Consider the following 25059-nt stretch of genomic DNA (forward strand, 5'->3'; position numbering starts at 1 on the left):
TATATGCACTCAAGCTATGGCTATTTACTTTTAAAAGATTGCAAATACTATATTAGCTAATATCAGTAACGTTATTTTTATAATAAAAGGATTTTTTAAGTTTAAATTAAACTAACCATGAGACTATCTAAAAAAGGTAGTGTTTATCTGAGTATAAATACTTGGCTTGTTGTAGTAAATCAGTAAACTTAGTATTTTTTAAGCTATGCTGAGTTCAGATAACATAATAATATTATTAGATTAATAGTTGAGTAACCTATGCGATTTACTCTCAGTTTTAGTTTAGTTGTGGTTAGTTTAGCGATAGCCGCTACTTGTTTATGGGTAGCTAGCCATTTAGCTTGGTATTGGGCATTATTGGCTATTTTTCTATTTGCACATATAAATAATATGCCATTCTCTATCATGCATGAAGCTGCGCATGGTATAGCTGCTAATTCTAAATTAGGTAATCGTATTATTGGTGTTATGAGTAGTTGGGCTTATCCCACTTCTTTTTTATTACAAAAACAAGCCCATCAAGGCCACCATGAACGCAACAGAACAGATGTAGACCTTTATGATTATTATTTACCTCACCAGTCTAAATTTAGGCGAAATATAATTTTGTATGGTGGTAATTTGTTAGGTTTATATTATGTTTGTGTGGTATTGAGCAACATTGTTTATTTGTTTGCTAGTGGTTTTTATAAATCAGCTTTTTTTAAAAAGAAGGTGGGGAATAATTTAGAATGTGGTCACTATATAGCAGATATTTCTAAACTACCCACTTTACAAGTATGGAGTGAGATAGCGCTTTCTTTTGGCTATCAAGTTTTATTAATTTGGCTATTGGATTTAACCTTCTGGGGTTATGTGCTTTGTGTATATGCTTTTGCACTACATTGGTCTGTTTTACAATATGCTGATCATGCGTGGAGTAGTCGTGATATTAAAAATGGTGCATGGAATTTAAAAGTGTTACCTATCTTTCGTTGGCTAGCATTAAATTATCATTACCATTTAGCCCATCACCAACATCCTACAGTACCTTGGTATGATTTACCTAAATATGTGGATAAGCAAGAATTACAGCCTAGTTTTTGGCGCGTATACTTTACTCTGTGGAGAAGGGTGCGCCCAGCTCCAGCTATGGGCGCTCCAGCAGATTTAGCTTTTCTTTTTCCTGAATATAAAGAAACCAAGTAATAATCCCACAATTTGGTTTTATCTTAACGCAGGCTCACATACTGCTCATCATTTAAAGCTAGGTTTATATTGGAGTTTATTACAAGAGGAACACCAGCAAATTAAACGTAACATACCAGATCGCTATCTTCATCATTCAGCAATGGCCTTTTATTTTCGCTATCTGGCTAGTAACAAGTATGTGTTAAACTAATGAGTAATAAATAATGGTGCTTAAGGATATGACTTATCAGGCTTATTTTCAAACAGTGAACTCTCTTACTGATTATAAAAAACAGCAAATGGCCAATATTTACTTTCAATACTATCAAGGTAGCGATTTAGAACGTTTTTATAACGATTTAGAGAGTAAAAATGAAGTCCTTTTTTTAGAGCACAAGGGGCAAATCGTTGGTTTTACAACCATAGAGTTTTATTCTTTTCAGCAGAAAATGATTGTTTACTCAGGTGATACCATAGTGATGCCTGAGCATTGGCAGCAACAGTCATTACATGCCGCTTGGATTCAACGGATGGGCAAACTAAAGCAAGAAAATCCAACAACACCTCTTTACTGGTTTTTATTAGTGAAAGGCTATAGAACTTATAAGTATTTAATTGTATTTGCAAAGAAGTTTTATCCCCATTGGGATGAAACACAACCAACCTTAAAACAATTAGCAGATCAATTAGCAATAGCTAAGTTTGCAGATCTTTATAATGTGCAAACAGGTGTTGTGGAATGTCCTAGTGACTATGGCTATTTAAAAGAGGATTTAACAGAAATTGCAGCCCACGAACAGCAAAAAAAGTCGAGTCAATTTTTTCTCAGTAAAAATCCTAATTATTATCAAGGTCATGAGTTAGTTTGTTTATGTGAGCTTAGTGCTGATAATTTACAGAGACGTGCCCAAAAACTATTTTTAGATACTAATATTGAGTATCGCAATGAATAATCCATGGCAACATTTTACGCAGTATTTAAAGCCAACCATTCAGTCTACGGTTATAGCTCAACAGCAATGGTTGGCGGAGTGTTTGGCGTATAATCAGCAGTCTGCTTATGGTCAACATTATCATTTTGCCAGTATTCACAATATAGCTGAATATCAAGCACAAGTTCCTGTTACTAATTATGAGCTGTTAAGCCCTTGGATAGAAAAATTATTACAGGGAGAAACTAACCAATTATTTAATGGTGAGGTAGTAGCTTTTGAAAAAACGGGAGGGAGTTATAGTGGTGGAAAGTTATTCCCTTATTCAGCTAGGGGACTAAAAGATTTTCGTCATGCTTTATTAAATTGGTTAGCGGAGTTAATCGCACAATATAAAATTACGCAAGGTAAAGTATATTGGGCGCTTAGTCCAGCTACTGCACAGCCACAGACTACAGCAAATGGAATCGCTATTGGTGGTGGCGATTCGCTTTATTTGGGAAATGAAAATCTAGCCGCATTTATGGCATTATCTGCTGTTCCATTGTCTGTGGGGCAGGTAAATAGTGTAGAAGATTGGCAATTATTAACACTCTATTATTTATTATGCAGTGATGATTTAGTGATTATTTCCATTTGGAGCCCTAGCTTTCTTATTCAATTGCTAAAAGCCATACAACAGCAGCAGAATAAGCTGTTAGATTTATTAAATAATGGTGGTATGGTTGCTGGTCATATCTTAGAAAAAGATGTAGGCGCTGCTCAGCGTTTACAACAATATTTAAGTCAGCAACAAACACAAATAATATGGCCAAATTTAGCACTAATAAGCTGTTGGGCTGATGCATCCTCAGCTATGCAAGCCAAAGTATTAGCAGATTATTTTCCTTATCCTGATATACAACCTAAAGGTTTATTATCTACAGAGGCTGTAATTACAGTACCTAATCAAGCCAATGAAGCTGTGCTTTGCACAGCAAGTAATTTTTATGAGTTTTTAGATAAGCAAGGAAAAATATACTTAGCTCATGAATTAGAAGTACAACAGAGTTATCAGGTAATAGTTACTACTAATAGCGGACTTTATCGTTATAACACAACTGATATAGTAGCTTGTTTAGGTTATCAACAAAATAGGCCAATACTTAAATTTGTAGGACGAGCAGGTATAGTATCTGATTTAGTGGGTGAAAAATTAACGGAAAGTTTTGTCAATCAATGCTTAGCTCCCCTTAAAGGATTTGCTATGCTTTGTACAAACAAACAGCAATGTAGTTATATTCTGTTAATAGATAAAAATTATTTTGCTGAAAATATACATATACTTATAACTATTGAGCAGGCGTTGTGTAATAATCCACAATATGAATATGCTAGAAAGCTGAATCAGCTAGCGCCACTAACATATAAAGTAATTGATGTACCTGAAAAACAGTATTTAACTTGGCAATTAGCTAAGGGTAAACGATTAGGCGATATTAAGATTCCAGCCTTATTTTTAGGCGACTGGAAAAAAGTATTTCAAGCATAGGTAATAAACAATGGAAACAAAGTATAACAACGATCGCAAAATGAAATTAGTATTAATTTCACCAAAGGGACCGTTATATCGGAAAAGTGGCGGGATTTTTAAAAAATCCTTACGCTATCAGCCATTGACATTGACCACCTTAGCAGCCTTAACGCCTAAAGAATTACCTATCGAAATCACTTTGATAGATGAAGGTATTATGGAAATACCTGCCGATTTACAAGCAGATTTAATTGGTATTACCGCCATCACTGGCACTGCAATAAGAGCTTATGAGCTAGCCGATCAATTTAGGGCAAAAGGAATAAAGGTATTATTAGGTGGTCCTCATATTACACTAATGCCAGAAGAGGCAGCAGAGCATGCAGATGCTATCTGTATAGGTTATGCAGATCAAACTTGGCCACAATTAATTTATGATTTTTTTGCGGATAAATTGCAAGCTGTTTATAAACAAGGTGAATGTTTTGATTTAACTGATACAACCTTACCTTTTCCTGAAAGAGAACGATTTGATAGTAAATACTTTCTAACCCAAGCTGTATTTGAAGCAACCCGCTCTTGTGGACATGATTGTGAATTTTGTGTAGCGCCTACTGCATGGGGACGTAAACAGTATCAGCATCCTGTTTCATGGGTAGTGGAAGATATTCGCCAATTTGTAGCGAAAACAGGTAAACGAAAACTTATCTTTGTTGATTTAAATTTAGTATCTGATCTTGAATATGCCAAAGAGTTATTTACTGCACTTATTCCATTAAAAATTCAATGGTTTGGTCTATCAACTGTATTAATTGCACATAATAATGAGTTGATGGAATTAATGGCTAAAAGCGGTTGTAAAGGATTATTGTTAGGTTTGGAAACTGTAACCACAGGCAGCTTAGGCGATGCAGGTAAGAAATTTAACTCTTCTGTAAACTATAAAGAATTAATAGCTACATTACATAAGTTGGGTATTTCTATTCAAGGGTGTTTTGTTTTTGGATTAGATCACGATACCTTAGATACCTTTGATGCAACAGTGGAGCTAGCTATAGATGCAGCAATTGATTTGCCTCGCTTTTCAGTATTAACACCTTTTCCAGGAACACCTTTATATAAAAGGTTAGAACAAGAAAAACGTATTTTAACGAAAGACTGGTCACTTTATGATGCACAACATGTGGTGTTTGAGCCAAAGTTAATGACAGTGCAGCAGTTATCAGAAGGCCATGAAAGAGCATGGAAGAAAATATACCAATATAAAAATATTTTTAAACGTTTATGGGGTGCACGTAATTTCCAACCTTTAGCATTGACAGCAAACTTTGGTTATAGATTTTATGCACATAATCTCCATAAGTTTTATACCTGTGATTGGCCTATTGAGCGCAATCCTTCTAAAATAATTTTACAAAGTAAATAACTATGCGGTTAACTTTTGTACATCCTGCTATTGGTCATCGTTTAGGTGAGTCTTATTTGCGTTCATGGCAAATGGAGCCATTACCCATAGCGGCATTAAAAGGGCTTACTCCTGATACGGTAGAAACACGTTTCTATGATGATCGATTAGAAAAAATTCCCTATGATGAACCGACTGATGCGGTGGTTATTTCAGTAGAAACCTATACTGCTAAACGGGCTTATCAAATAGCCAGTGAGTATAGGCGACGCGGTGTACCTGTGGTTATGGGCGGTTTTCACGTGACCCTTATGCCACAAGAAGCTAGCCGTTATGCTGACGCTATAATGGTGGGGGAAGCGGAAGGCAAATGGTTAGAGTTAATAGATGATTTACAGCATCATACCCTTAAACCTTTCTATCAAGGTATACAAACAGATCTTAGTGGTGTAAAAGTAGATAGAAGCCTTTTTAAAGGGAAGCGTTATTTACCCATTGGTTTAGTTGAAACAGGGCGAGGCTGTCGTTTTCCTTGTGAGTTTTGTGCGATTCAAACGTTTTATCAACGCAGTTATCGTAGACGTGATCCTGACCAAGTATTAAAAGAATTAACCAAACAAAAACGTAGCAAAAAAATATTCTTTTTTGTGGATGATAATTTTGCAGGCAATATTCATGAAAGTAGGCTTTGGTTACCAGAGCTAGCTAAATTAAATATTCGTTGGATTACCCAAATGAGTATTAATGCAGCCCATGATGAAAGTTTTTTAAAAGAGCTAGCGGAATCAGGTTGTAAGGGTGTATTAATAGGTTTTGAGTCGCTTAATGAAGAAAATCTTAAACTGATGAATAAACGTTTTAATACCATGAAAGGTGGTTTCTCTCAAGCATTAGCTAATTTAAGAAAATATGGTATAGCAGTTTATGGGACTTTTGTATTTGGTTATGATCACGATACAGAAGATTCCTTTAGCCAAGCGGTTACTTTTGCTGAGCGAGAGGGTATGTATATTGCTGCTTTTAATCATATGACTCCTTTTCCAGGCACACCACTTTATAAGCGATTACAACAAGAAAATAGATTACGTTATGAGCATTGGTGGTTAGATGATTACTATCGTTATAATGAAGTACCCTTTTATCCTACTCAATTAACACCTGAGCAAGTGACTACAGGTTGTGTGAGCGCACGTAGAGATTTTTATAGCTGGCGCTCCATTTTTAAACGTAGTTGGAAAAATCGTAATGACTTTTTTATGTTTCGTAACTTTTTTCCAATCAATGCATTACATCGCAATGAAATTAGTTCAAGGAATGGTTATCCATTGGGTGATGAAACATGGCAAGGTAAGTTATTGGAGATTCAATGATTAATTTCCATGCTGTATCTGCAACTAATCAGCAATACTTTCTTAAGCTATTAGAAGAAAATGCGATGCAAGGTTGGGTAGATATGTTGATGACTCGCCAGCCTAATTATTTAAATAAGCAACATTATTTTGGTCAAGAGTATCCTATTTTGGCAGAACAAGAAGGAAGTTTTTTAGGTTGTTGTCAACTAACTAGACAACAAGGATTTGTAAATGGTCAACTTGTTGAATTAGGCTATCTTAATAGCTTAAGAGTTAGCAAAAATTATAGAAATAAGATACGTGTGCTAAAAGAAGGTTTTAATTATCTAAAACACTTTTTTAGCCCACCTGATTATTGTTATACTAGTATTGCTAGTGATAATAAAACAGCCCGTAGGATATTAGAAAAAGGTGTTGCAGGATTACCTAAATATCAGTTGCTAGGTGAGTTATGCACCTTTGTTATTGCCAAACAAAGAGCTAAAGACTTAGGATTATGGCAAAAAGTAGAACAACCACAAGCTATTGTTGATTTTTATAATAAACAAGCTATCCAGTACCAACTAGCTCCCTATTTAACAGAAGATTGGCTCATAAAAGCTAGCTTGCCAGTATTAGGTTATTATCAAAATAATCAATTACAAGGCTGTACAGTTTTGTGGAATCAGCAGCAGTTTAAGCAGATCGTAGCTGCTCATTATCATCCTATGATCAGTCTATTAAGACCTGTCTATAATGGTTATGCTAAGCTGACTAAAAGGCCAACATTACCAAGGCTTAAGCAAGTATTAGATCAAACTTTTTTAAGTTTCTTCCAAGTACAAGATCAACGAATGATCATACCTTTAATAAAAGACGCTTTGCATCATTGTCAAACTTCTTTATTAACATTTTCTTTAGCTGCTAATCATCCCCAAGCTTCTGCTATTATTAATATATTTAAACCGCTGCTTTATAAAACGAGAATTTATGGCGTTGAGCTAGTCGCTAATCCAAGGTGGGAAAAACAAATGCTAAATCCTGAAGCTGCTATTTTATGAAAATAGTATTACTAAGACCTAATATGGGGGATTATCAGGCTACTGATGCAATGCCACCATCAGCTATGGGCATATTAGCCGCAAGGGCTGAAGGTCATGATATTCAGTTTTATGATGATCGAGTGGAAGTGATACCAGCACAGTTAGAAGCAGACTTAATTGCTATTTCAGTAGAAACTTTTACTGCTAGACGCAGTTATCAATTGGCTGATTATTATAGAAAGCAAGGTATTAAAGTGGTGATGGGTGGCTATCACCCTACTTTTTTGCCAGAAGAAGCATTACAACATGCAGATAGTATTGTTGTAGGAGACGCTTAAGGTGCGTGGGAGCAGTTATTAAAAGTTTTTCGGCAAAATAAATTACAAACTATTTATTATGCTAATCATAGTATACCTTTAGATGACTATCGATTAGATCGCAGTATTTTCAAGGGCAAAAAATATGCATCTGTCGATTTGATTCAATACACTCGAGGCTGTCGTTTTACCTGTGATTTTTGCTCTATTCATGGCTTTTATAAAAATGGTGTATCTGAATATCGTTTTAATCAAGCAGCTTATATTCCTAAGTTGATGACACCTAAACAATTAACTAATGCTTGTCATAATGCTCGTAGTTATTTTAATAGTATCCCCTCAATAATAAGACGTTTTTCTGATTTAAGAGTGACTTTACAATCAATAAACCGAGTGTTTTCTTTTTGGCGTTATACTTTTTTATTTAGAAAAGAAGTTTATAAAAAACATGGTATAAAATTTGGTCTTAAATGAAAAAGTTATTGCAAATTTACCCTTATCTAGCAGCAGATTTATTATCACCATTAGCAGCTTATTTGTGGTGGAAAGAATACCAAAACTTATTGCAAATGTTATTAGCATGGCTAATCCCCGTATTGTGGGCTTATATAGTTCCAGGTGTGGGTACTAATATTTGTAAGGTCTGAGAAGTTAAATCTAGATTTAATCTAGGACGTTTTCGCATACAATATGGATTTGTTTTTGGTAGCGCCACAGCATTACTTGCATGGTTAGTTTATCAATATACTGCACACACAATACTAGATATATTTATTTCAGCATTGATTCTTTGCTCAGTAATGGGTTTTTGGAATATTCTTTATGATATTGTCGCCATTAAAGCAGGTATTTTATTTGTTTATAATGAAGCTTGGGCAAACAATAAAGGAGCAGAGGCAATAGTACTTGATTATGTCCCTTGGATTTTTGGTGGATTTGGCTTTTGCTATGGTTTAGTTATGAGTAGCTATAAATATATAGCTTACTTGTATGGACAGCAAAGTTATTTATTCTATACTGTGTTTTTTATTTTAGGTTTATGTATTTGTATTGTTATCCCTGTATTAGGCGTGATGAATTATTCTTATAAAAAATATGGTCACACAGGCACTAAACCTATTATCCTTAAGAATAAGATTTGAAATAAGGATAGCTTTTTTGTAAGTTGTATCTATTTAACAGGTTACTTTTAAACAAATAATAGATATAGATAATTCTCTTTAATAATATACAAAAAATACTTATAGTTAAGTGAGTAATATATTATCTTGCAATACGATGACTACGGTTTCATGTTCCGTGTTATGAGCAGATGCAATGGATAACATATATTGGTCTTGAAAGTTTTGGGAATATAGATACCAGTTGTTTTCTTTGATATTTATTTGGCTATGATTAATAAATGGAAAAGGTATTTCAAAGGAGCTAGGAGATAGAAAGAAGCCACTACCTTCTGCTTTCATAATAGCTTCTTTTAACGTCCATAATTGAAAGAAATCAAGTTTTTTATTATTTATAAAAGAGTAATATTCACTGTTAGTAAGTGCCTCTTTATATTCGTGTATATTAATAGGTACTTTTTTTTCTATATCTACACCTATAGCTCCTTGATCGTTATAAGCACAAACTACCCAGCTGTTTGAGTGTGAAATATTAAAACCACCTTGCATACTATCAATAATTGGTTTTTGATAATGGTTATAGCTTATATCAGGCAGAGTATTTTTTTGAAAATTCTCATGTTTTTTTAGTATATAAAGTAATAGCATTTTACCTACTAAAGAGCGACATTTATCTTCATTAAATCTAAATTGTTCAAGATCTTTTTGAGTTGAGCTATTAAGTATTTTTTTCTGAGACTGAAGATGTGACCACTCCAATCCTTTTATAGAGGCACAGTAAATATAGTTCATAATATATAAAAAAAACTCCACCAAACAAAAGGTAATTGCTTGATGGAGTATGCAGTAAAGTAGTTAGCTGACTAGTTCAGTGATATAGCTTATGATCTCTTGTTCCTTTTCAAGTATCTTGTAGTGATCACAGTCTATTTCTACAAGTTGTAATTGATTAGGATAAGTGATGTAAGCATCAATATTATTTAGTGGATATCTTTGATAGAGCTCTGCAGAACCATGAATCTTATTAGCTTTAAATAATACTACTTGAGCTTTTTTCAGCTTGCTCGATAAAGGTTGTACAGAAAGTTTATTATCAATCTCCATCATGGATTCTACTTTAGGTTTTAAATAGGCAGGTATATTTAATTCCTTCATGATATGGACAAGATCAATGGGCTGATCATTTAATTTTAAATCATCTTCATTTAATAGCCATGTATCAAGTAGATAAACTTTAATATCTTTTATACCTCTTGCTTCTAAATTAGCGGCTAATTCTAAGGCAATTTGTCCTCCTAAAGACCAGCCCAGTAAGGTGATAGGCTCATCTTTATTAAGTATTGTTTCAATATGCTCTAAGTAGTATTGAGTTAATAAAGTGAGATCATCAATTTTTTGCTCATGATAGAAATTATATGAATCAATACCATAGCAATGATGATGTCCATTTAATTTATTGGCTAAGGAATTATAAACTTCACAGCCACCTAACCCTGGATGGATCATAAACATTTGTGGTTTATCTTGCGCACTATTTAATAGCATAATCGGATTAAACTGCTCTTTAGTATTAGCAATTTTTATAGCTAATTCTCGAATAGTGTTGGTAGTTAAAATATCTACTAAACGTAGTTTAATTTTAAAAGCTTCGTTAATTTTATTGTTTAGTAACATTGCTAAAATGCTATTACCACCTAATTTAAAGAAATTATCTAGCATACTAATTTCAGTATTTGAAATTTTTAAGACACTAGAGAATACTTGGCAGAGGGTATTTTCAATAGCATTTTCAGGAGCAACATAGGTAATGGTTTCAGTAAAGTTTGGCTTGGGTAAAGCTCTCCTATTTAGCTTACCATTGGAGGTAATAGGTAGTTCAGTTAGATGAATAAAGTAACTAGGTATCATGTAACTAGGTAAGTTTTTATGCAAATAGTCGTGTAGTAGTTGTGAGTCAATCTCTTGTGGTGATGTATAGTAAGCCACAAGGTATTTACTACCTGATGAATGCTCGTATGCTATTACAATACTATGATTGATTGCTGAGTATTGTGTTAGACGTGCTTCAATTTCACCTAATTCGATTCTAAAACCACGGATTTTTACTTGGAAATCATTACGTCCTAAGTATTGTATATTGCCATCTGGTAAAGAACGAACAAGATCGCCTGTTTTATAAATACGACTATTATAGTGTTGCTGTTTTTCCTCTGCTGTTTGGAAAGGATTAGCAATAAAACGTTCAGCGGAAAGACTAGCGTTATTTAGATAGCCTCTAGCAACACCGTCACCTCCTACATATAACTCACCAATAGCTCCTATAGGAACAGGTTGTAGCTGTTCATTAAGAATATAGGCAGATGTATTAGCAATGGGCTTACCAATTAGTACATCAGTTATATCAGGATTGTTACAATCGTAATATAAAACATCCACTGTTGCTTCAGTAGGGCCATATAGATTGTGTACTTCACAATTAGGTATCAAGCTATGGCATTTTTTAACTTCGTAAAGATTTAGTGCTTCACCGCTACAGAATAAATACTTTAAGTTTTGTACCTTAGATTGTAGTTCTGTTTGGGTGGCTAATGTTTCAACAAAAGCTACCAGCATTGATGGTACAAAGTGTAATACATTTACTTGTTCACGTTCTATTAACTCAGCTAAATAAAGATTATCTTTATAAAGTTCTGGATGTGCAAAAACAATACAGGCGCCATACCAGTTTGCCCAGAATAATTCCCATACAGATACATCAAAGGTATAGTTAGTTTTCTGTAAGATATGGTCTTGCTCGGTGATTGGATATTGATTATGCATCCAAACAATACGGTTAACCACACCTTGATGTTCTAACATTACACCTTTTGGATTGCCTGTTGTACCACTGGTATAGATAACATAAGCTAAGTTGTTCGGTTGTGCTACTGGTGTTAAGTCATCGCTGCTGTAATTAGTAATTTCAAGTATTGTTTCTGGTGCTTGTAAATTAATAACTACTTGTTCTGTAGTCGCTAATGCTTTGACTTTTTCATAACTTGTGTTGGTGGTTAAAACGACCTTGGTTTTAGTATCTGCAAGCATGTAGCTAATACGCTCAGCTGGAGCTTGTGGGTCCATAGGTACATAAGCACCACCTGCTTTAAGAATAGCTAAAATACTAATTAGCATATGTTGCGAGCGGTCCAAACAAAGTGCCACCAGATCATCTGCTTGTATTGCAAAGTTATCTCTTAAGTAGTGAGCTAACTTATTGGCGCTTTGGTTGAGTTGTTGGTAAGTTAAGCGATTATCTTCATATACCATCGCAATATTATTAGGTGTTTTTTGCACCTGCTCTTCAAAAAGCGCATGAATAGTCGTATTTTTAGGATAATCGCATTGCGTTTGGTTCCATTGATAAATGGTTTTTGCAAAAGTATCTTTGTTTAAATAGTTTAGTTGTGTGATGGTTTGTTGCTTTTCACATAAACTAGCAAATTGCTCAAGTATGCATTGATAAACAGTAATGTAATGCATTATGGTTTGTTCATCAAACAACCGTGTAGCATAGTTAAATATACCTGTGATAGCTTCTTTAGAGTCATCTAACATGGTGGTTATATCAAATTTAGCTACTTGATACTCAGTACCTGCCGCTTGATAAGGCAAAAATAACTGTTCTGTGTCCGTTGTTAGATTATTACCGAAAGACTGTACACCAAACATAACTTGAAAAATAGGATGTCTTGAGGAGTCTTTTTCAATCTGCATAACATCGACTAATTTTTCAAAGGGTAGATCTTGGTGCTTTTGTGCATCAATGATTAATTGCCCTGTATGTTGAATAAACTCAACAAGTGTTTGCTCAGCTGAAATCTGTTGTCTTAATGCTAAGGTGTTAACAAATAAACCAATGGTTTGTTCAATAGCTTGATAATGTCTTCCCGCAATTGGTGTACCAATGACAATATCTTGTTGATTACTGAAAGCACCCAATAATAGATAATAACCACTTAATAATACACTATATAAACTTACATTGAGTTCAGCAGCTAAAGAGCGTAGTTGTTGACTGAGTTTAGTATCTAGCTGAAAATTAATATCTTTACCACTGTAGTCTATTTGTAACGGACGGACATAATCAGTTGGTAAATTTAATGGTTGATAATCAGCTAATTGTTGTTGCCAATAGTGAAGTTGTTCATCTAATACTTTGCCTTGTAGATACTGACGTTGCCATAAAGCATAATCTTTATATTGAATATCAATAGCTGGTAATAACCATTGCTCCGCTTGTTCAACTTGTCCTTGCTGTAGGGCAGTAAGGTATTGATAATAATGAGTTAGCTCTTTAATCAATAGTTCTATTGACCAACCATCAAAAGCAATATGATGAATAATCATACTTATGTAATTATCATTACCTAGTAGGTAATGGTTTACAGCAATCGGCAGTTCTCTATCTAGCTTAAATACGCGATGTATATGCTTGTAAATATGTTGATCTAAATCTTCTTGTGAGGAGCATATAAAGGTATCCACTACAAATGGAGTAGAGGATAGTGACAGTATTTGCTGATAACCTAAACCATCACTATTGGTTTTAATAACAGAACGTAATACCTCATGGCGTTCAATTACTTTTACAATAGCTTGTTCCATAATAGCGATATCAATGGAAGGGGCTACTTTAAATACTAATGGAATATTATAAGCATTGCTGCCATTCTCATAAGAATCAATAAACCATAACCGTTCTTGGGCAAAGGATAATAGTTGTTGCTGTGGGTTATCCACAACAGGGGCTATAATGCACGCATGTTCACCTTTTGATTGTTCAACAAATTTTGCTAAAGCTTGTACTGAGCGTTGCGCAAAGATATCAGCTACATGGATAGGTTTAGCGAATAGTTTAGAGATTTTGCTAGCTAACTTAATGGCTAAAATACTATTACCACCTAATCTAAAGAAATCATCTGAGATACTTATAGTTTCAGCTGCAATATGTAAAAACTCAGCATAACATTCCACTAGTAGCTGTTCAGTTTCTGTAGTAGGTGCTATATATTGTTCTTGGCTAATTAGTGATGGCTTAGGCAAGGCATGGCGATCTATTTTTCCATTGATAGTAACAGGGAAGGATGTTAAATGTACAAATGCAGCAGGTAGCATATAATCAGGTAAAAACTGTTGTAAGTACCTCAACAACTCATCGTTAGTTAAAGCTTCTTCAGCTACATAGTAAGCGGCTAAGTATTTATTACCTGTAGTACTGTCTAGTGCTAAGACGAGAGCTTGTTTAATGGTAGGATAATCATTTAAACGCGCTTCAATTTCACCTAATTCAATTCTAAAACCACGAATTTTAACTTGGAAATCGTTACGGCCAATATATTCAATATCACCATCTGCTAAATAACGTACAAGATCGCCTGTTTTATACAATCTGCTATTATAATCTTGCGCTTTTTCTTGCTCAGTCTGGAAAGGATTATCAATAAATACTTTATTGGTCATTTCAGGGTTATTCAGATAACCACGCCCAACACCAGCTCCACCAATATAAAGCTCACCGATGACACCAGCAGGAACTGGCCGTAAATATTTATCTAAGATATAGGTACAAACATTATGAATTGGTCTACCAATGTTGGTATTAATATCATCTTTTTGGTAAGGGTGAGCGGTTGCCCAAACAGTTGTTTCGCTAGGGCCATAGACATTAATTAATTTTACACCTTGTTGACAGTATTGATTAACTAATTCCTTACTAGTCGCTTCACCACCAACAGTTAAAACAGGTAGTTGGAGCGTTTCATTTTTATCTAGTAAGGCAGGGGGAATAAATGCAAAGTCTATATTACGTTGTTTAATATAACTAGATAAGGCTGTAAAATCTAGTCGTTTAGTCTCTGCAAGGACATGTAAACAATGTCCATTTAATAATGCATTATAAATTTCAAATGCATGAGCATCAAACACATAACTGGAATACCATAGTACATTTTTGGGTTTATTGTGAAGATTACAACGGGCTAAATCCAAAATATCCTGTTGTACGGTAGCAAGATTTGCCAAGGTATGATGCTCGATCATCACGCCTTTTGGTTGCCCTGTAGTACCACTGGTATAAATAATATAAGCCAAGTTATTTGCTTGTGTTTGGCTAGTAATATTTTGTTTATCAAAATTTACTAATTTGTTAATTAATAGAGGATTATCTATATCTATTATTTGAGTACTATAATTTTCAGCAATAGTATTTAATTGACCACAGTAATGTTGATTGGTTAACACGGCTTTGCACTGTGTATCTGCAATCATTAACTGAGTACGTTCCACGGGTGTTTGTGGGCTCATAGGTACATAGGCTGCACCAGCCTTAAGTACAGCTAAGATACTAATAACCATATGCTCAGATTTATCAAGATATAATCCAATCAAATCATCTGGTTTTATTGCTAGCAGTTGTCTTAAATAACTTGCCAGTTGATTGGTGTAATCATTTAATTGTTGATAGCTGAATTGAACATCTTCATAAACCAGCGCAATATTATTAGGTGTTTGCTGAACCTGTTCTTCAAATAACTGGCTAATCAGTTTATTTTGAGTAAAGGGTACAGTTTGTGCTGCCTGATTTTGTATAAGTTGTGTGTGTTCCTGTGTGGTTAACAGTTTTAATTGATTAACATGGATATTAGGATTATTAAGTAGTTGCTCAAGGGTTAGTTCAACACCTTGTAATATCCTAGTAATAGTTTGTTGATCAAATAGCTCACCCGCATATTTTATTTTAAAGTTAATTTCACCTGCTTTTTCATAAACTACGATGCCTAGAGGGTAGTCTAATTTTTCTTTACCTTCTTTAAAGACTATCTTAAGTTGTTCATTGTTACTATCTGAAACTGGGTAGTTTTCAAAAACAAATAATGAGTTAAATAGCCGATTAGCAGATTTTTGTAGTTCTGTAAGATTTACATTACTGTGATTATTTACATTGTTAATATGGGTTTGTAAATTCTTAACAATATTAATTAATGTATCTTCAGTATGCTCTAAGGTAATGGGTAGGGTATTAATATAAAGACCTACCGATGTTTCTATGCCATCAACAGGTAGGTTTCTACCTGATACAGTCATACCTAATGTTGTAGTATCTGTATTACCATAAATACTTAGTTGTTGATGCCAACAGTATTGCATTAATGCATTTAAAGTAAACTCATGGCTTTTGCATAGTTGTATAAGTTGTTCACCTTGCTGTTTAGCAATAGTTATAGAAAGTTCTTGCGGATCTTCAATATAACGATGTTCACTTAGGTTTATATGACGCATCTCTGGTTTAAGAAGACTTTCTAAGTTTTCTTGGTTATCTTGATTGAGATAATTTTTCCAAAACTCATCTGTTTTATGCGTTTGTGCTTGTAAAAATGCTTGTGCGGCTAAATAACTTTTATCTTCCTGTCTATTAATAGGTTGATTATTGAGTAGTGCCAAATAGTTTTGGTGTACATCATGCAATAGAATAGGAAGACTCCAACCATCTAAAATGGCATGATGGTTATTGAAGATACAACGGTAATGTTGTTCGTTGTATTTGATTAAATAGATTCTAAATAACCCCCCTTGAGCGAGGTTGTAATTGATTTGACGATCTGTTTCTAATAGATTGCTTGTAGCAATTAATTGTTGATCTTCTGCTTGATCGCTTAAATCAATAAACTGCCAATTAAAGGTATTGGTTTTATCAACGATTTGGATAAAATCTTCATCCCAAGAGAATCTTAAACGGAGTGTTGGATGTTTTTCCTGGGAAAGTTGCCATGCTTTATGAAGTAAATCAGCTTGTAATGGATTTTGGTAATCCCAAATCATCTGGATACGATAAGCGTTATCTAATTCACCTTGTACAATGGCATGGTATATAAAGCCTTGCTGTAAACTATTAGCAGGGTAGATAGCAGTTATTTCATTATTGTCTTGAATTTTATCTAATAAATTTTTAGAAATGACATGATTAATATCTGATACAGTTAAATAGCTACGATTTAACAGTAACAATTCAGTAATTAAACATTCTAATTGTTGAGTAAAGGCGACAGAGAAATATTCTAGTTGTGCACTATTTAAATAACCTTCCACTGCGAATTGTAATTGTCCATTTAGAATGCCACCATTTAATGCTAACAAATCAGTATTACGATTTTCCGAAGACATTGCGACACCTGAACTTTCATTGCTGAATGTCCAGTATGAATGTTGTTCATCACTATCAAATTGACCTAAATAATTAAAGCAGATAGCAGGTAATGGCTGTTCGATATAACCCACTAATACGCCATAGCCAAAGCCATGATGTGGAATACTTCTTAAGTAATCTTTAATAACAGGTAAATTTTGTACAATTCCTTGCTCTTTGACATCAAGCTTAACAGGATACATACAGGTAAACCAACCAACTGTATTATTTATGTCAATATCATTAAATAAATCTTCTCGGCCATGTCCTTCAAGATGGATATAGTGCTGATTAAGATTAAAGACAAGTTTTAAAGCACTGGCTAGAGCTGTAAGTAAAATATCATTTATTTCTGTACCATAGACTTTATTTACATCACGTAGCAATACCGTTGTTTGTTCTTTTGATAGTTGGATTTTGGTTTTATTGAGTGTATCTGTTCGATAAGAAGCTAATTGTTGATTATAATTATCTAACCCTTTAACTGTTTCATGCCAATAAGCTTGTTCGCTATCAAAGCCTTGTACAGTAAAATTTGGATAGTTTTGTTGCTTATTCACCCATTGACGATAACTTGTACCTTTATCACCTAAAATAGTGCTAGCATCAATGGCGCTATCTAATGATTTATTTTGTTCAGCAAAGAACTGATAGAGTCTTTGTAGATCATTTTTAATAATTCGCCAACTCACTGCATCAATATTTAAATGATGTACTGCAATATGAATACGCGCACTATTATCTTCATAACCCTCAAGATAACCTATGTGGAATAGTGGACCTTCTGCAAAATTAAATTGATTTTGCCATTGAGTTAACTGTTGAGTAATTTGTGTTTCAGTAAGGCCTTTGATATCTATACTATCGAAAGGTAATGCTGCAATTGTTGAATGATAATAGCCCGTCAAGGAGTCTTGATAAGTAGCTCGTAATATATCGTGATATTCAACCAACTTATTAAGGCTTAATCGTAGTAATTCAATATCAAGTTTTGGTACTTTAATTAAAAATGCTTGGTTCCAATGATGATAAGCAGGTAACTTACCTAATTCTCTATTTGCAAAAAACCATTGTTGAATTGGCGCTAAAGGAATATTACCTTCTAAAACACCCTGTTCAGATTGAATAGTGGCTATTACATTATCTTGGTTTTTAAGTACATGGTCACTTAATGCTTTAACTGTGCGATAGGTAAAAATATCTTTAATAGATAGATAATAATTCAATGATTGTCTAATGCGATTAGCCAATTGAATACTGCTAATACTATCACCACCTAATTTGAAGAAATCATCTTCTATGCTAATACTATCAGCTTGTAATCTAAGTACTTCAGCAAATGTGTTGCAGAACAGAAGTTCTGTATCATTGGTTGGTGCTTGATAGTTTTTTGTATTGGTTAAGACGGGTTTAGGTAGTGCTCTGAGATTCGCTTTACCATTACTCGTAATAGGGAAGGCGTGCATATGTATAAAAACAGCAGGCAACATATAATCAGGTAAAAATTGCTGTAAATAATTTAGTAAGTCATTACTATCAAATGCTTCATCAGCCATGTAATAAGCAGCTAGGTATTTATTGCCTATATTATTATCTAAAGCTAAAACAATAGTTTGTTTAATACCAGAATAATTACTTAGCCGCGCTTCAATTTCACCTAATTCAATTCTAAAACCTCGAATTTTAACTTGGAAGTCATTGCGGCCAATATACTCAATATTACCATCTGCTAAATAACGTACCAGATCGCCTGTTTTATAAAGCCTGCTATTATAATCCTCAGCTTTTTCTTGATCGGTTTGGAAAGGATTATTAATAAATACTTTATTGGTCATTTCAGGGTTATTTAAATAACCACGCCCAACACCAGCCCCACCAATATATAGTTCACCAATAACACCCACTGGCACAGGCTGTAGTCGCTCATCCAATATATAAGTTGTTGTATTGGTCAGTGGTTTACCAATGGTGACGGTTTGCTTAAATGGAGCGGTTGCTTGATTGGTTAAATAAGCTGTAGCATAAGTGGTTGTTTCTGTTGGGCCATATACATGAACTAAATTAACGTTTGGATAGTATTCTCTAAATTTATTCACATGAATGGCAGAAGAGGCCTCACCACCAAATAACACGTATTTTAACTGAGCTAAATTAGTTAATTTAGCATCTACTAATGTATTGAAAAAGGCTGTGGTGGAAAAGAAATTAGTAATTTTATAGTCAGCAAGTAACTGATTAAATTTCTCCAGATCTAAGAAGTTATCTTTAGTCGCGATTACTAAACTTGCCCCATTGAGTAAACAGCCAAAAATATCGTAGGTTGAAGCATCGAATTGATAACCAGAGATACTTAATAAATGATCGTCTTGGTTAATCTCAACATAATTAGCATTGATGATTAAACGATTAATATTATGGTGTTCAATCAACGTGCCTTTAGGATTACCAGTAGTACCACTGGTATAAATAACATAAGCTAAATCATGTGGCGTAGTATCAATAATAGGATGAGCTGTTGGATACTGTGCTAATGTATTTACAAAAGCTGGCTCATCGATACAGGATACAGGGATATCTACAGCTAAAGAAGTCACCTTATCTTGATAATGTGATTGAGTAATGATGGCTTTTAGTTTTGCATCTTGTATAATAAAGCCATTACGTTCATTAGGTGCATCAGGATCCATAGGTACATAAGCTGCACCTGCTTTTAAGATAGCTAAAATACAAACAACAATTTGTTCTGAGCGATCCAGATATAACCCAACGAGATCATTAGGCTGAAGCTGATAAGTGGTTTGTAAATAATGCGCTAATTGATTAGCGCGTTCATTGAGTAGCTCATAAGACAATTGTGTTTGATTAAAGATAACCGCTGTATTATGAGGTGTTTTTTGTAGTTGTTGTTCAAATAACTGAACCACAGTTTTGTCATTTGCATAGGGCTTTTTAGTATTATTTTTTGAATAAATTAATTCTTCATAGGCGTCCCCGTTTAAATATTTTAATTTGTTGATAGTTTGTTGTTGTTCACATAAGTTAGCAAATTGTTTAAGAATAGATTGATAAACAGTAATGTAATTTTCTATGGTGTGTTTATCAAAAAGTGAAGTGGCGTAATTAAATATTCCTGTGATTACCTCATCAGAATCATCTAATGTAGTCGTAATATCAAACTTAGCTACCTGATATTGTGTATCTTCAACTTGATAAGGCTCTAATAAGCCATTAATTGCTTTTAATTGTGAGCTACCAAAGGACTGCACACCAAACATTACTTGGAAAATAGGATGTCTTGAGGAGTCTTTCTCAATTTGAAGAGCATCAACTAATTTTTCAAAAGGTAAATCCTGATGTTTTTGAGCTTCACTAACTAATTGTCCTGTTTGTTTAATAAATTCTACTAGTTGTTGCTCAGATTTAATTTGTTGTCTTAAAGCTAAAGTATTTACAAAGAAGCCTATGGTATGCTCAATAGCCTGATAATGTCTACCAGCAATAGGTGTTCCTAATACAATATCTTTTTGATTACTTAAAGCACCTAATAACAGATAATAACCACTAAGTAATACAGTATATAGACTAACATTCAAATTTGTTGCGATGGTTCTTAACTGTTGGCTTAATTGGCTATCCAATTCAAAATAAACATCTTGACCTTTGTAATCAATCTCTAATGGTCGTACATGATCTATTGGTAGATTTAATGGTTCATAGTCAGTGAGTAGTTGTTGCCAGTATTGCAGCTGTTCATCAAGCACTTTGCCTTGTAAATATTGACGTTGCCATAAAGCAAAATCTTTGTACTGGGTTTCAACTATAGGTAATTCGAGTTCTTTAGCAAGCTCATTAGCTCCTTTTTGCTGAGCTTCAAGATACTGGTAAGCTTGGATAAATTCATTAATAAAGAGATCAAGAGACCAACCATCAAAAGCAATATGATGGATAACAATGGCTAGATAATGTTCATTGGCTAATTGATAACGATTAATAAAGATAGGGTATTCTGAATCTAAAGCGTATATATGATGAATATGCTGATATATAGTACTTTGTAAGTCTTGTTGGGAAAGACATAGATTAGAATGAATGGCAAAAGGCATGGTTTGTAAATCCATTACCTGTTGATAGCCAAGCCCTTCTGAATTTGTTTTAATTAATGAGCGTAATACTTCATGACGTTCCATTACTATAATAATAGCTTGTTCCACAAGACTAAAATCAACTACAGGGTTTACTTTAAATACTAATGGAATATTATAAGCATCACTGCCACCTTCATAAGAGTCGATAAACCACAACCTTTCTTGTGCAAAGGATAATAGTTGTTGTTGAGGATTATCAACTGTAGGGGCTACAATAGAAATTTGTGCAGTTTTAGTATTATCAATAAATTCAGCTAACGTGCGCACAGTACGATGAGCAAAAATATCAGCTACATGGATTTGTTTAGTAAATAATCTAGCTAACTTACTGGCTAATTTAATCGCTAAAATACTATTACCACCTAACCTAAAGAAGTCGTCAGTAACACTAATAGTTTCACTTTCTACACCCAAGAACTCCGCATAGGCTTCAACTATTTGTTGTTCAATAATGCTGCTAGGCGCTATGTATTGTGTCTGCGTAATAAAAGAGGGTGCAGGTAAGGCACGGCGATCAACTTTGCCATTTATATTAATAGGGAATGACTGCATGTGTACAAAGGTAGCGGGCAACATGTAGTCTGGTAAGAATTGTTGTAAATAATTTAGTATCTCATCATTATCGAAAGCTTTATCAGCCACATAATAGGCAGCTAAATATTTATTACCTGCATTATTATCTAGGGCTAGAACAATAGACTGTTTAATAGCAGGATAATTATTTAAACGTGATTCAATTTCACTTAACTCAATTCTAAAGCCACGAATCTTAACTTGGAAATCATTACGACCAACATATTCAATATTACCATCCGCTAAATAACGAACAAGGTCGCCCGTTTTATATAATTTACTATTATAACCTTGAGCTTTTTCATCAGCAGTTTGGAAAGGATTACCGATAAACACTTTATCAGTCATTGCAGGGTTATTTAAGTAACCACGCCCAACACCTGCACCACCAATATAAAGTTCGCCAATAGCACCTATAGGAACAGGTTTTATTTGCTCATCTAAAATATAAACAGTTGTATTGGTCAAAGGTTTACCAATAGCAACAGTTTGATTAAAAGGTTCTGTTGCCTGATTTGTTAAATAAGCTGTAGCATAAGTGGTTGTTTCTGTTGGACCATAGACATGGACTAAATTAACATTGGGATAATATTTTCTAAATTTATTTACATGAATAGCAGATGATGCTTCACCACCAAATAGTACATATTTTAAATGAGCTAAATTAGTTAGTTCAGCATCCACCAACGTATTGAAAAAAGCAGTGGTTGAGAAAAAGTTTGTAATTTTATAATCATTAATTAATTGATTAAACTTTTCTAAATCTAAGAAATTATCTTTAGTTGCGATTACTAAACCTGCACCGTTTAATAAGGAACCAAAAATATCATAAGTAGACGCGTCAAACTGATAACCAGAGATACTCAATAAACGATCAGTTTCATTGATCTTAACATAATTAGGATTAATAATTAGACGATTAATATTATGGTGTTCAATCAACGTACCTTTAGGGTTGCCCGTCGTACCACTGGTATAGATAACATACGCTAAATCACATGGTTTAGTTGTATTTGTGGGATTAGTAATTGGGTATTGTGCTAAAGTTGCAATAAAAGCCTGTTGATCAATACAAGATACTGGGATATCTACTACAAGTGAGCTTACCTTAGCTTGATAATGTTGCTGAGTAATAATGGCTTTTAATTTAGCATCTTGCATAATAAAGCCATTACGTTCATTAGGTGCATCAGGATCCATTGGTACATAAGCGGCCCCTGCTTTTAGTATCGCTAGAATACAGACTACGATTTGTTCAGAGCGATCTAAGTATAATCCTACAAAATCATTAGGTTGGATATTATAGGTTGTTTGTAAATGGTGTGCTAGTTGGTTTGCTTGCTGGTTGAGTAGTTCGTAAGATAGCTTTTTTTGATTGAAAATAACAGCAATGTTAGCAGGATTTTTTTGAACCTGTTGTTCAAATAGTTGAATCACTGTTTTGTCATTAGCATAGGGTTGTTGTGTGTTATTTCTAGAATAGATTAACTCTTGATAGCTTTCTTTATCGAGCAAATCAATATCTTTAGTTAGGGTGTGAGTAAGATCATTGACTAGATAGTCTAACAATTGAACAAATAATTTTTGGTATAGCTTAATAAACTGTTGTACAAGTTGTTTGTCTAAGTGTCTATCATCAAATTTAACACGGTAGTTAATACAATTATTGTATTCTTCCTGTTCAAAAACTAACTTGTTAGCTAAGTCTATTTGTAATTCATGATTTATTTTTTCGCCATGAATACCATTAAGATGAGTTTGATGGTCACGGAAAAAAGTTTGTACAAAGGCAACATCTAAAATATTCGGATTATCAACATAAGACATAATCTCATAGACAGGTAAATACTTACCAGCAGATTTTTTAAGGCTTTTATAGTATTCAATAACATTATTAAGAACAGTTTGTATAGTAGTGTTATTATCAAAATGATAGTTGATTAACAATGTATTAACATGTGATCCATACTGTAAATCTTTACCTTCTAACATGGCTACTGGATAAGCAAGAGGAATATTAGTTTGCCTTGTCATTTTATGCAGCAGTAAAGCCATTACTAGCTGACCAAACATGTAAGTAGTAATTTTATATTTACGACGGAAGGTTTTTAATTGCTTATCAACTTGTTCATCATAACTAAATAGATACTCTGTAATAAAAGGTATAGTTTGCTTTTCAGAGGGTATACTGGTTGCTTTTAAAAAAGATAAATCAACACTTTGTACTTCTTTTAAATGTTCTTTCCAGAACGACTCCATTTGCTCTTTTTGGGTAGTAAGTATCTGTTGGTAGTTATTATAAAGCCTTTGATGCATTTCAGTTTGAACATCAAGGGTAGGAACTTCATAATCAATACCATTATAATTTTTACGAATCTTTTCCCATATTTCTTGGGTACTAATACCATCTACCACAACATGATGAAAAACGAACAATAGCCGATATTGTTCATTAGCTAATTTGATTAGATGTATTCTCGCGAGAAGATCTTTTTCCAAATTAAAGGGAGAGGTAACGATCTCATAAAGTTCTTCATCAGATAACGGCTGATCATAATAAGTTACAGAATTTTGAACAGGGGGAGAGGGGATCCAGCAAATACCTTCTGCTTCATTAGATATAGTATGGCGTGTTATAAAATGTTCATTAAATATCTTATTAAAACTAGCAGTAAATTTCTTTACATCTACCTCCCCCAAAACTGTATTGTCAATCACAATGTTGTAGTCGCTGCGAAGAGGGTTAGATAACCACTCATAATAGAAAATTGACTGATAAGGGGTCAGTTTAATGTTTTTCATTTTTGTATAACCTATAAATGCTGAAATATAGTAAAACTACATTGATGTACAGATAATCATCATGTTTATTGTTGTCGCTAATAACAAAGGAAATTAGGACAATTTTTTGCTAACACCAAAAATTAGTTAAAGTATTAATTTGAACAAATAAGAAAAGACTCTATTGAGTCTGTTTACATCCAGGACTAAATAATTTTCTTAACAGAATAAATTGATTGGTAAGTCTGAAGGATAGACGATATAAAATATTAAAAGGAGTATGATGGTAATTAAGAAATATTTTGTTTATGAGTTTTATAAAAAAATAGAAACTTATTGAGATATTATTTAAAAAAAATAATGATGGTTTTTTATTATCCCTATGTCCTTTTTTTATTAATGAATAAAAAGTTTTTTCATTAATTTTGTTGATCATCCTAATACTCCCTATGTTCCTATTAAAAACTGCTGTTAAGGATACCAAGTAAAAGATAATACAAAACTATA

Annotated in this window: 12 protein-coding genes; 10 read left to right on the plus strand and 2 right to left on the minus strand. The window is 33.6% G+C overall.

All coding sequences use genetic code 11. The annotated features are described in order from the left end of the window. Nucleotides 1-258: 258 nt before the first annotated feature. The 10 genes from JHT90_RS05945 (at nt 259) to JHT90_RS05990 (ending at nt 8853) form a co-directional block, all read left to right on the plus strand. Complete coding sequence (locus tag JHT90_RS05945; RefSeq protein WP_201095192.1) at nt 259-1188, plus strand: fatty acid desaturase; 930 nt, start codon at nt 259-261, stop codon at nt 1186-1188. A 221-nt stretch (nt 1189-1409) separates the two neighbouring features. Beyond that, a complete protein-coding gene (locus JHT90_RS05950) occupies nt 1410-2123 on the plus strand; it encodes a hypothetical protein (protein ID WP_201095193.1) in 714 nt (237 codons plus the stop codon). After that, nucleotides 2116-3633 (plus strand): GH3 family domain-containing protein, encoded by a 1518-nt coding sequence (locus JHT90_RS05955; RefSeq protein WP_201095194.1) that lies wholly within the window; start codon nt 2116-2118, stop codon nt 3631-3633. The genes JHT90_RS05950 and JHT90_RS05955 overlap by 8 nt, the downstream gene beginning before the upstream one ends. A gap of 10 nt (nt 3634-3643) precedes the next feature. Next, on the plus strand, nt 3644-5041 hold the full coding sequence (locus JHT90_RS05960) for a B12-binding domain-containing radical SAM protein (RefSeq protein WP_201095195.1): 1398 nt from the start codon (nt 3644-3646) through the stop codon (nt 5039-5041). A gap of 2 nt (nt 5042-5043) precedes the next feature. Next, nucleotides 5044-6390, plus strand: a complete 1347-nt coding sequence (locus JHT90_RS05965; protein ID WP_201095196.1) for a B12-binding domain-containing radical SAM protein — start codon at nt 5044-5046, stop codon at nt 6388-6390. Continuing rightward, the gene (locus JHT90_RS05970) at nt 6387-7412 is read left to right on the plus strand and encodes a hypothetical protein (protein WP_201095197.1); all 1026 of its coding nucleotides are present in this window, start codon (nt 6387-6389) and stop codon (nt 7410-7412) included. Before JHT90_RS05965 ends, JHT90_RS05970 begins: the two co-directional genes overlap by 4 nt. Further along, nucleotides 7409-7732, plus strand: a complete 324-nt coding sequence (locus JHT90_RS05975) for a cobalamin-dependent protein (RefSeq protein WP_201095204.1) — start codon at nt 7409-7411, stop codon at nt 7730-7732. The genes JHT90_RS05970 and JHT90_RS05975 overlap by 4 nt, the downstream gene beginning before the upstream one ends. A gap of 138 nt (nt 7733-7870) precedes the next feature. After that, nucleotides 7871-8185, plus strand: a complete 315-nt coding sequence (locus JHT90_RS05980; protein ID WP_201095206.1) for a hypothetical protein — start codon at nt 7871-7873, stop codon at nt 8183-8185. Then, on the plus strand, nt 8182-8358 hold the full coding sequence (locus tag JHT90_RS05985) for a hypothetical protein (protein ID WP_201095207.1): 177 nt from the start codon (nt 8182-8184) through the stop codon (nt 8356-8358). The genes JHT90_RS05980 and JHT90_RS05985 overlap by 4 nt, the downstream gene beginning before the upstream one ends. 153 nt (nt 8359-8511) lie before the next feature. Then, the gene (locus JHT90_RS05990) at nt 8512-8853 is read left to right on the plus strand and encodes a hypothetical protein (RefSeq protein ID WP_201095209.1); all 342 of its coding nucleotides are present in this window, start codon (nt 8512-8514) and stop codon (nt 8851-8853) included. Nucleotides 8854-8958: 105 nt separating this feature from the next. Here JHT90_RS05990 and JHT90_RS05995 read toward each other — a convergent pair whose 3' ends face one another. Both JHT90_RS05995 and JHT90_RS06000 read right to left on the minus strand, forming a co-directional pair. Next, entirely contained in the window at nt 8959-9624 is a 666-nt protein-coding gene (locus JHT90_RS05995; RefSeq protein ID WP_201095211.1) for a 4'-phosphopantetheinyl transferase family protein, read from the minus strand. Between the two features lie 63 nt (nt 9625-9687). Next, entirely contained in the window at nt 9688-24573 is a 14886-nt protein-coding gene (locus tag JHT90_RS06000) for a non-ribosomal peptide synthetase (protein ID WP_201095214.1), read from the minus strand. Between the last annotated feature and the right edge of the window lie 486 nt (nt 24574-25059).

The sequence above is a fragment of the Entomomonas asaccharolytica genome (genome assembly GCF_016653615.1).
GTDB lineage: Bacteria > Pseudomonadota > Gammaproteobacteria > Pseudomonadales > Pseudomonadaceae > Entomomonas > Entomomonas asaccharolytica.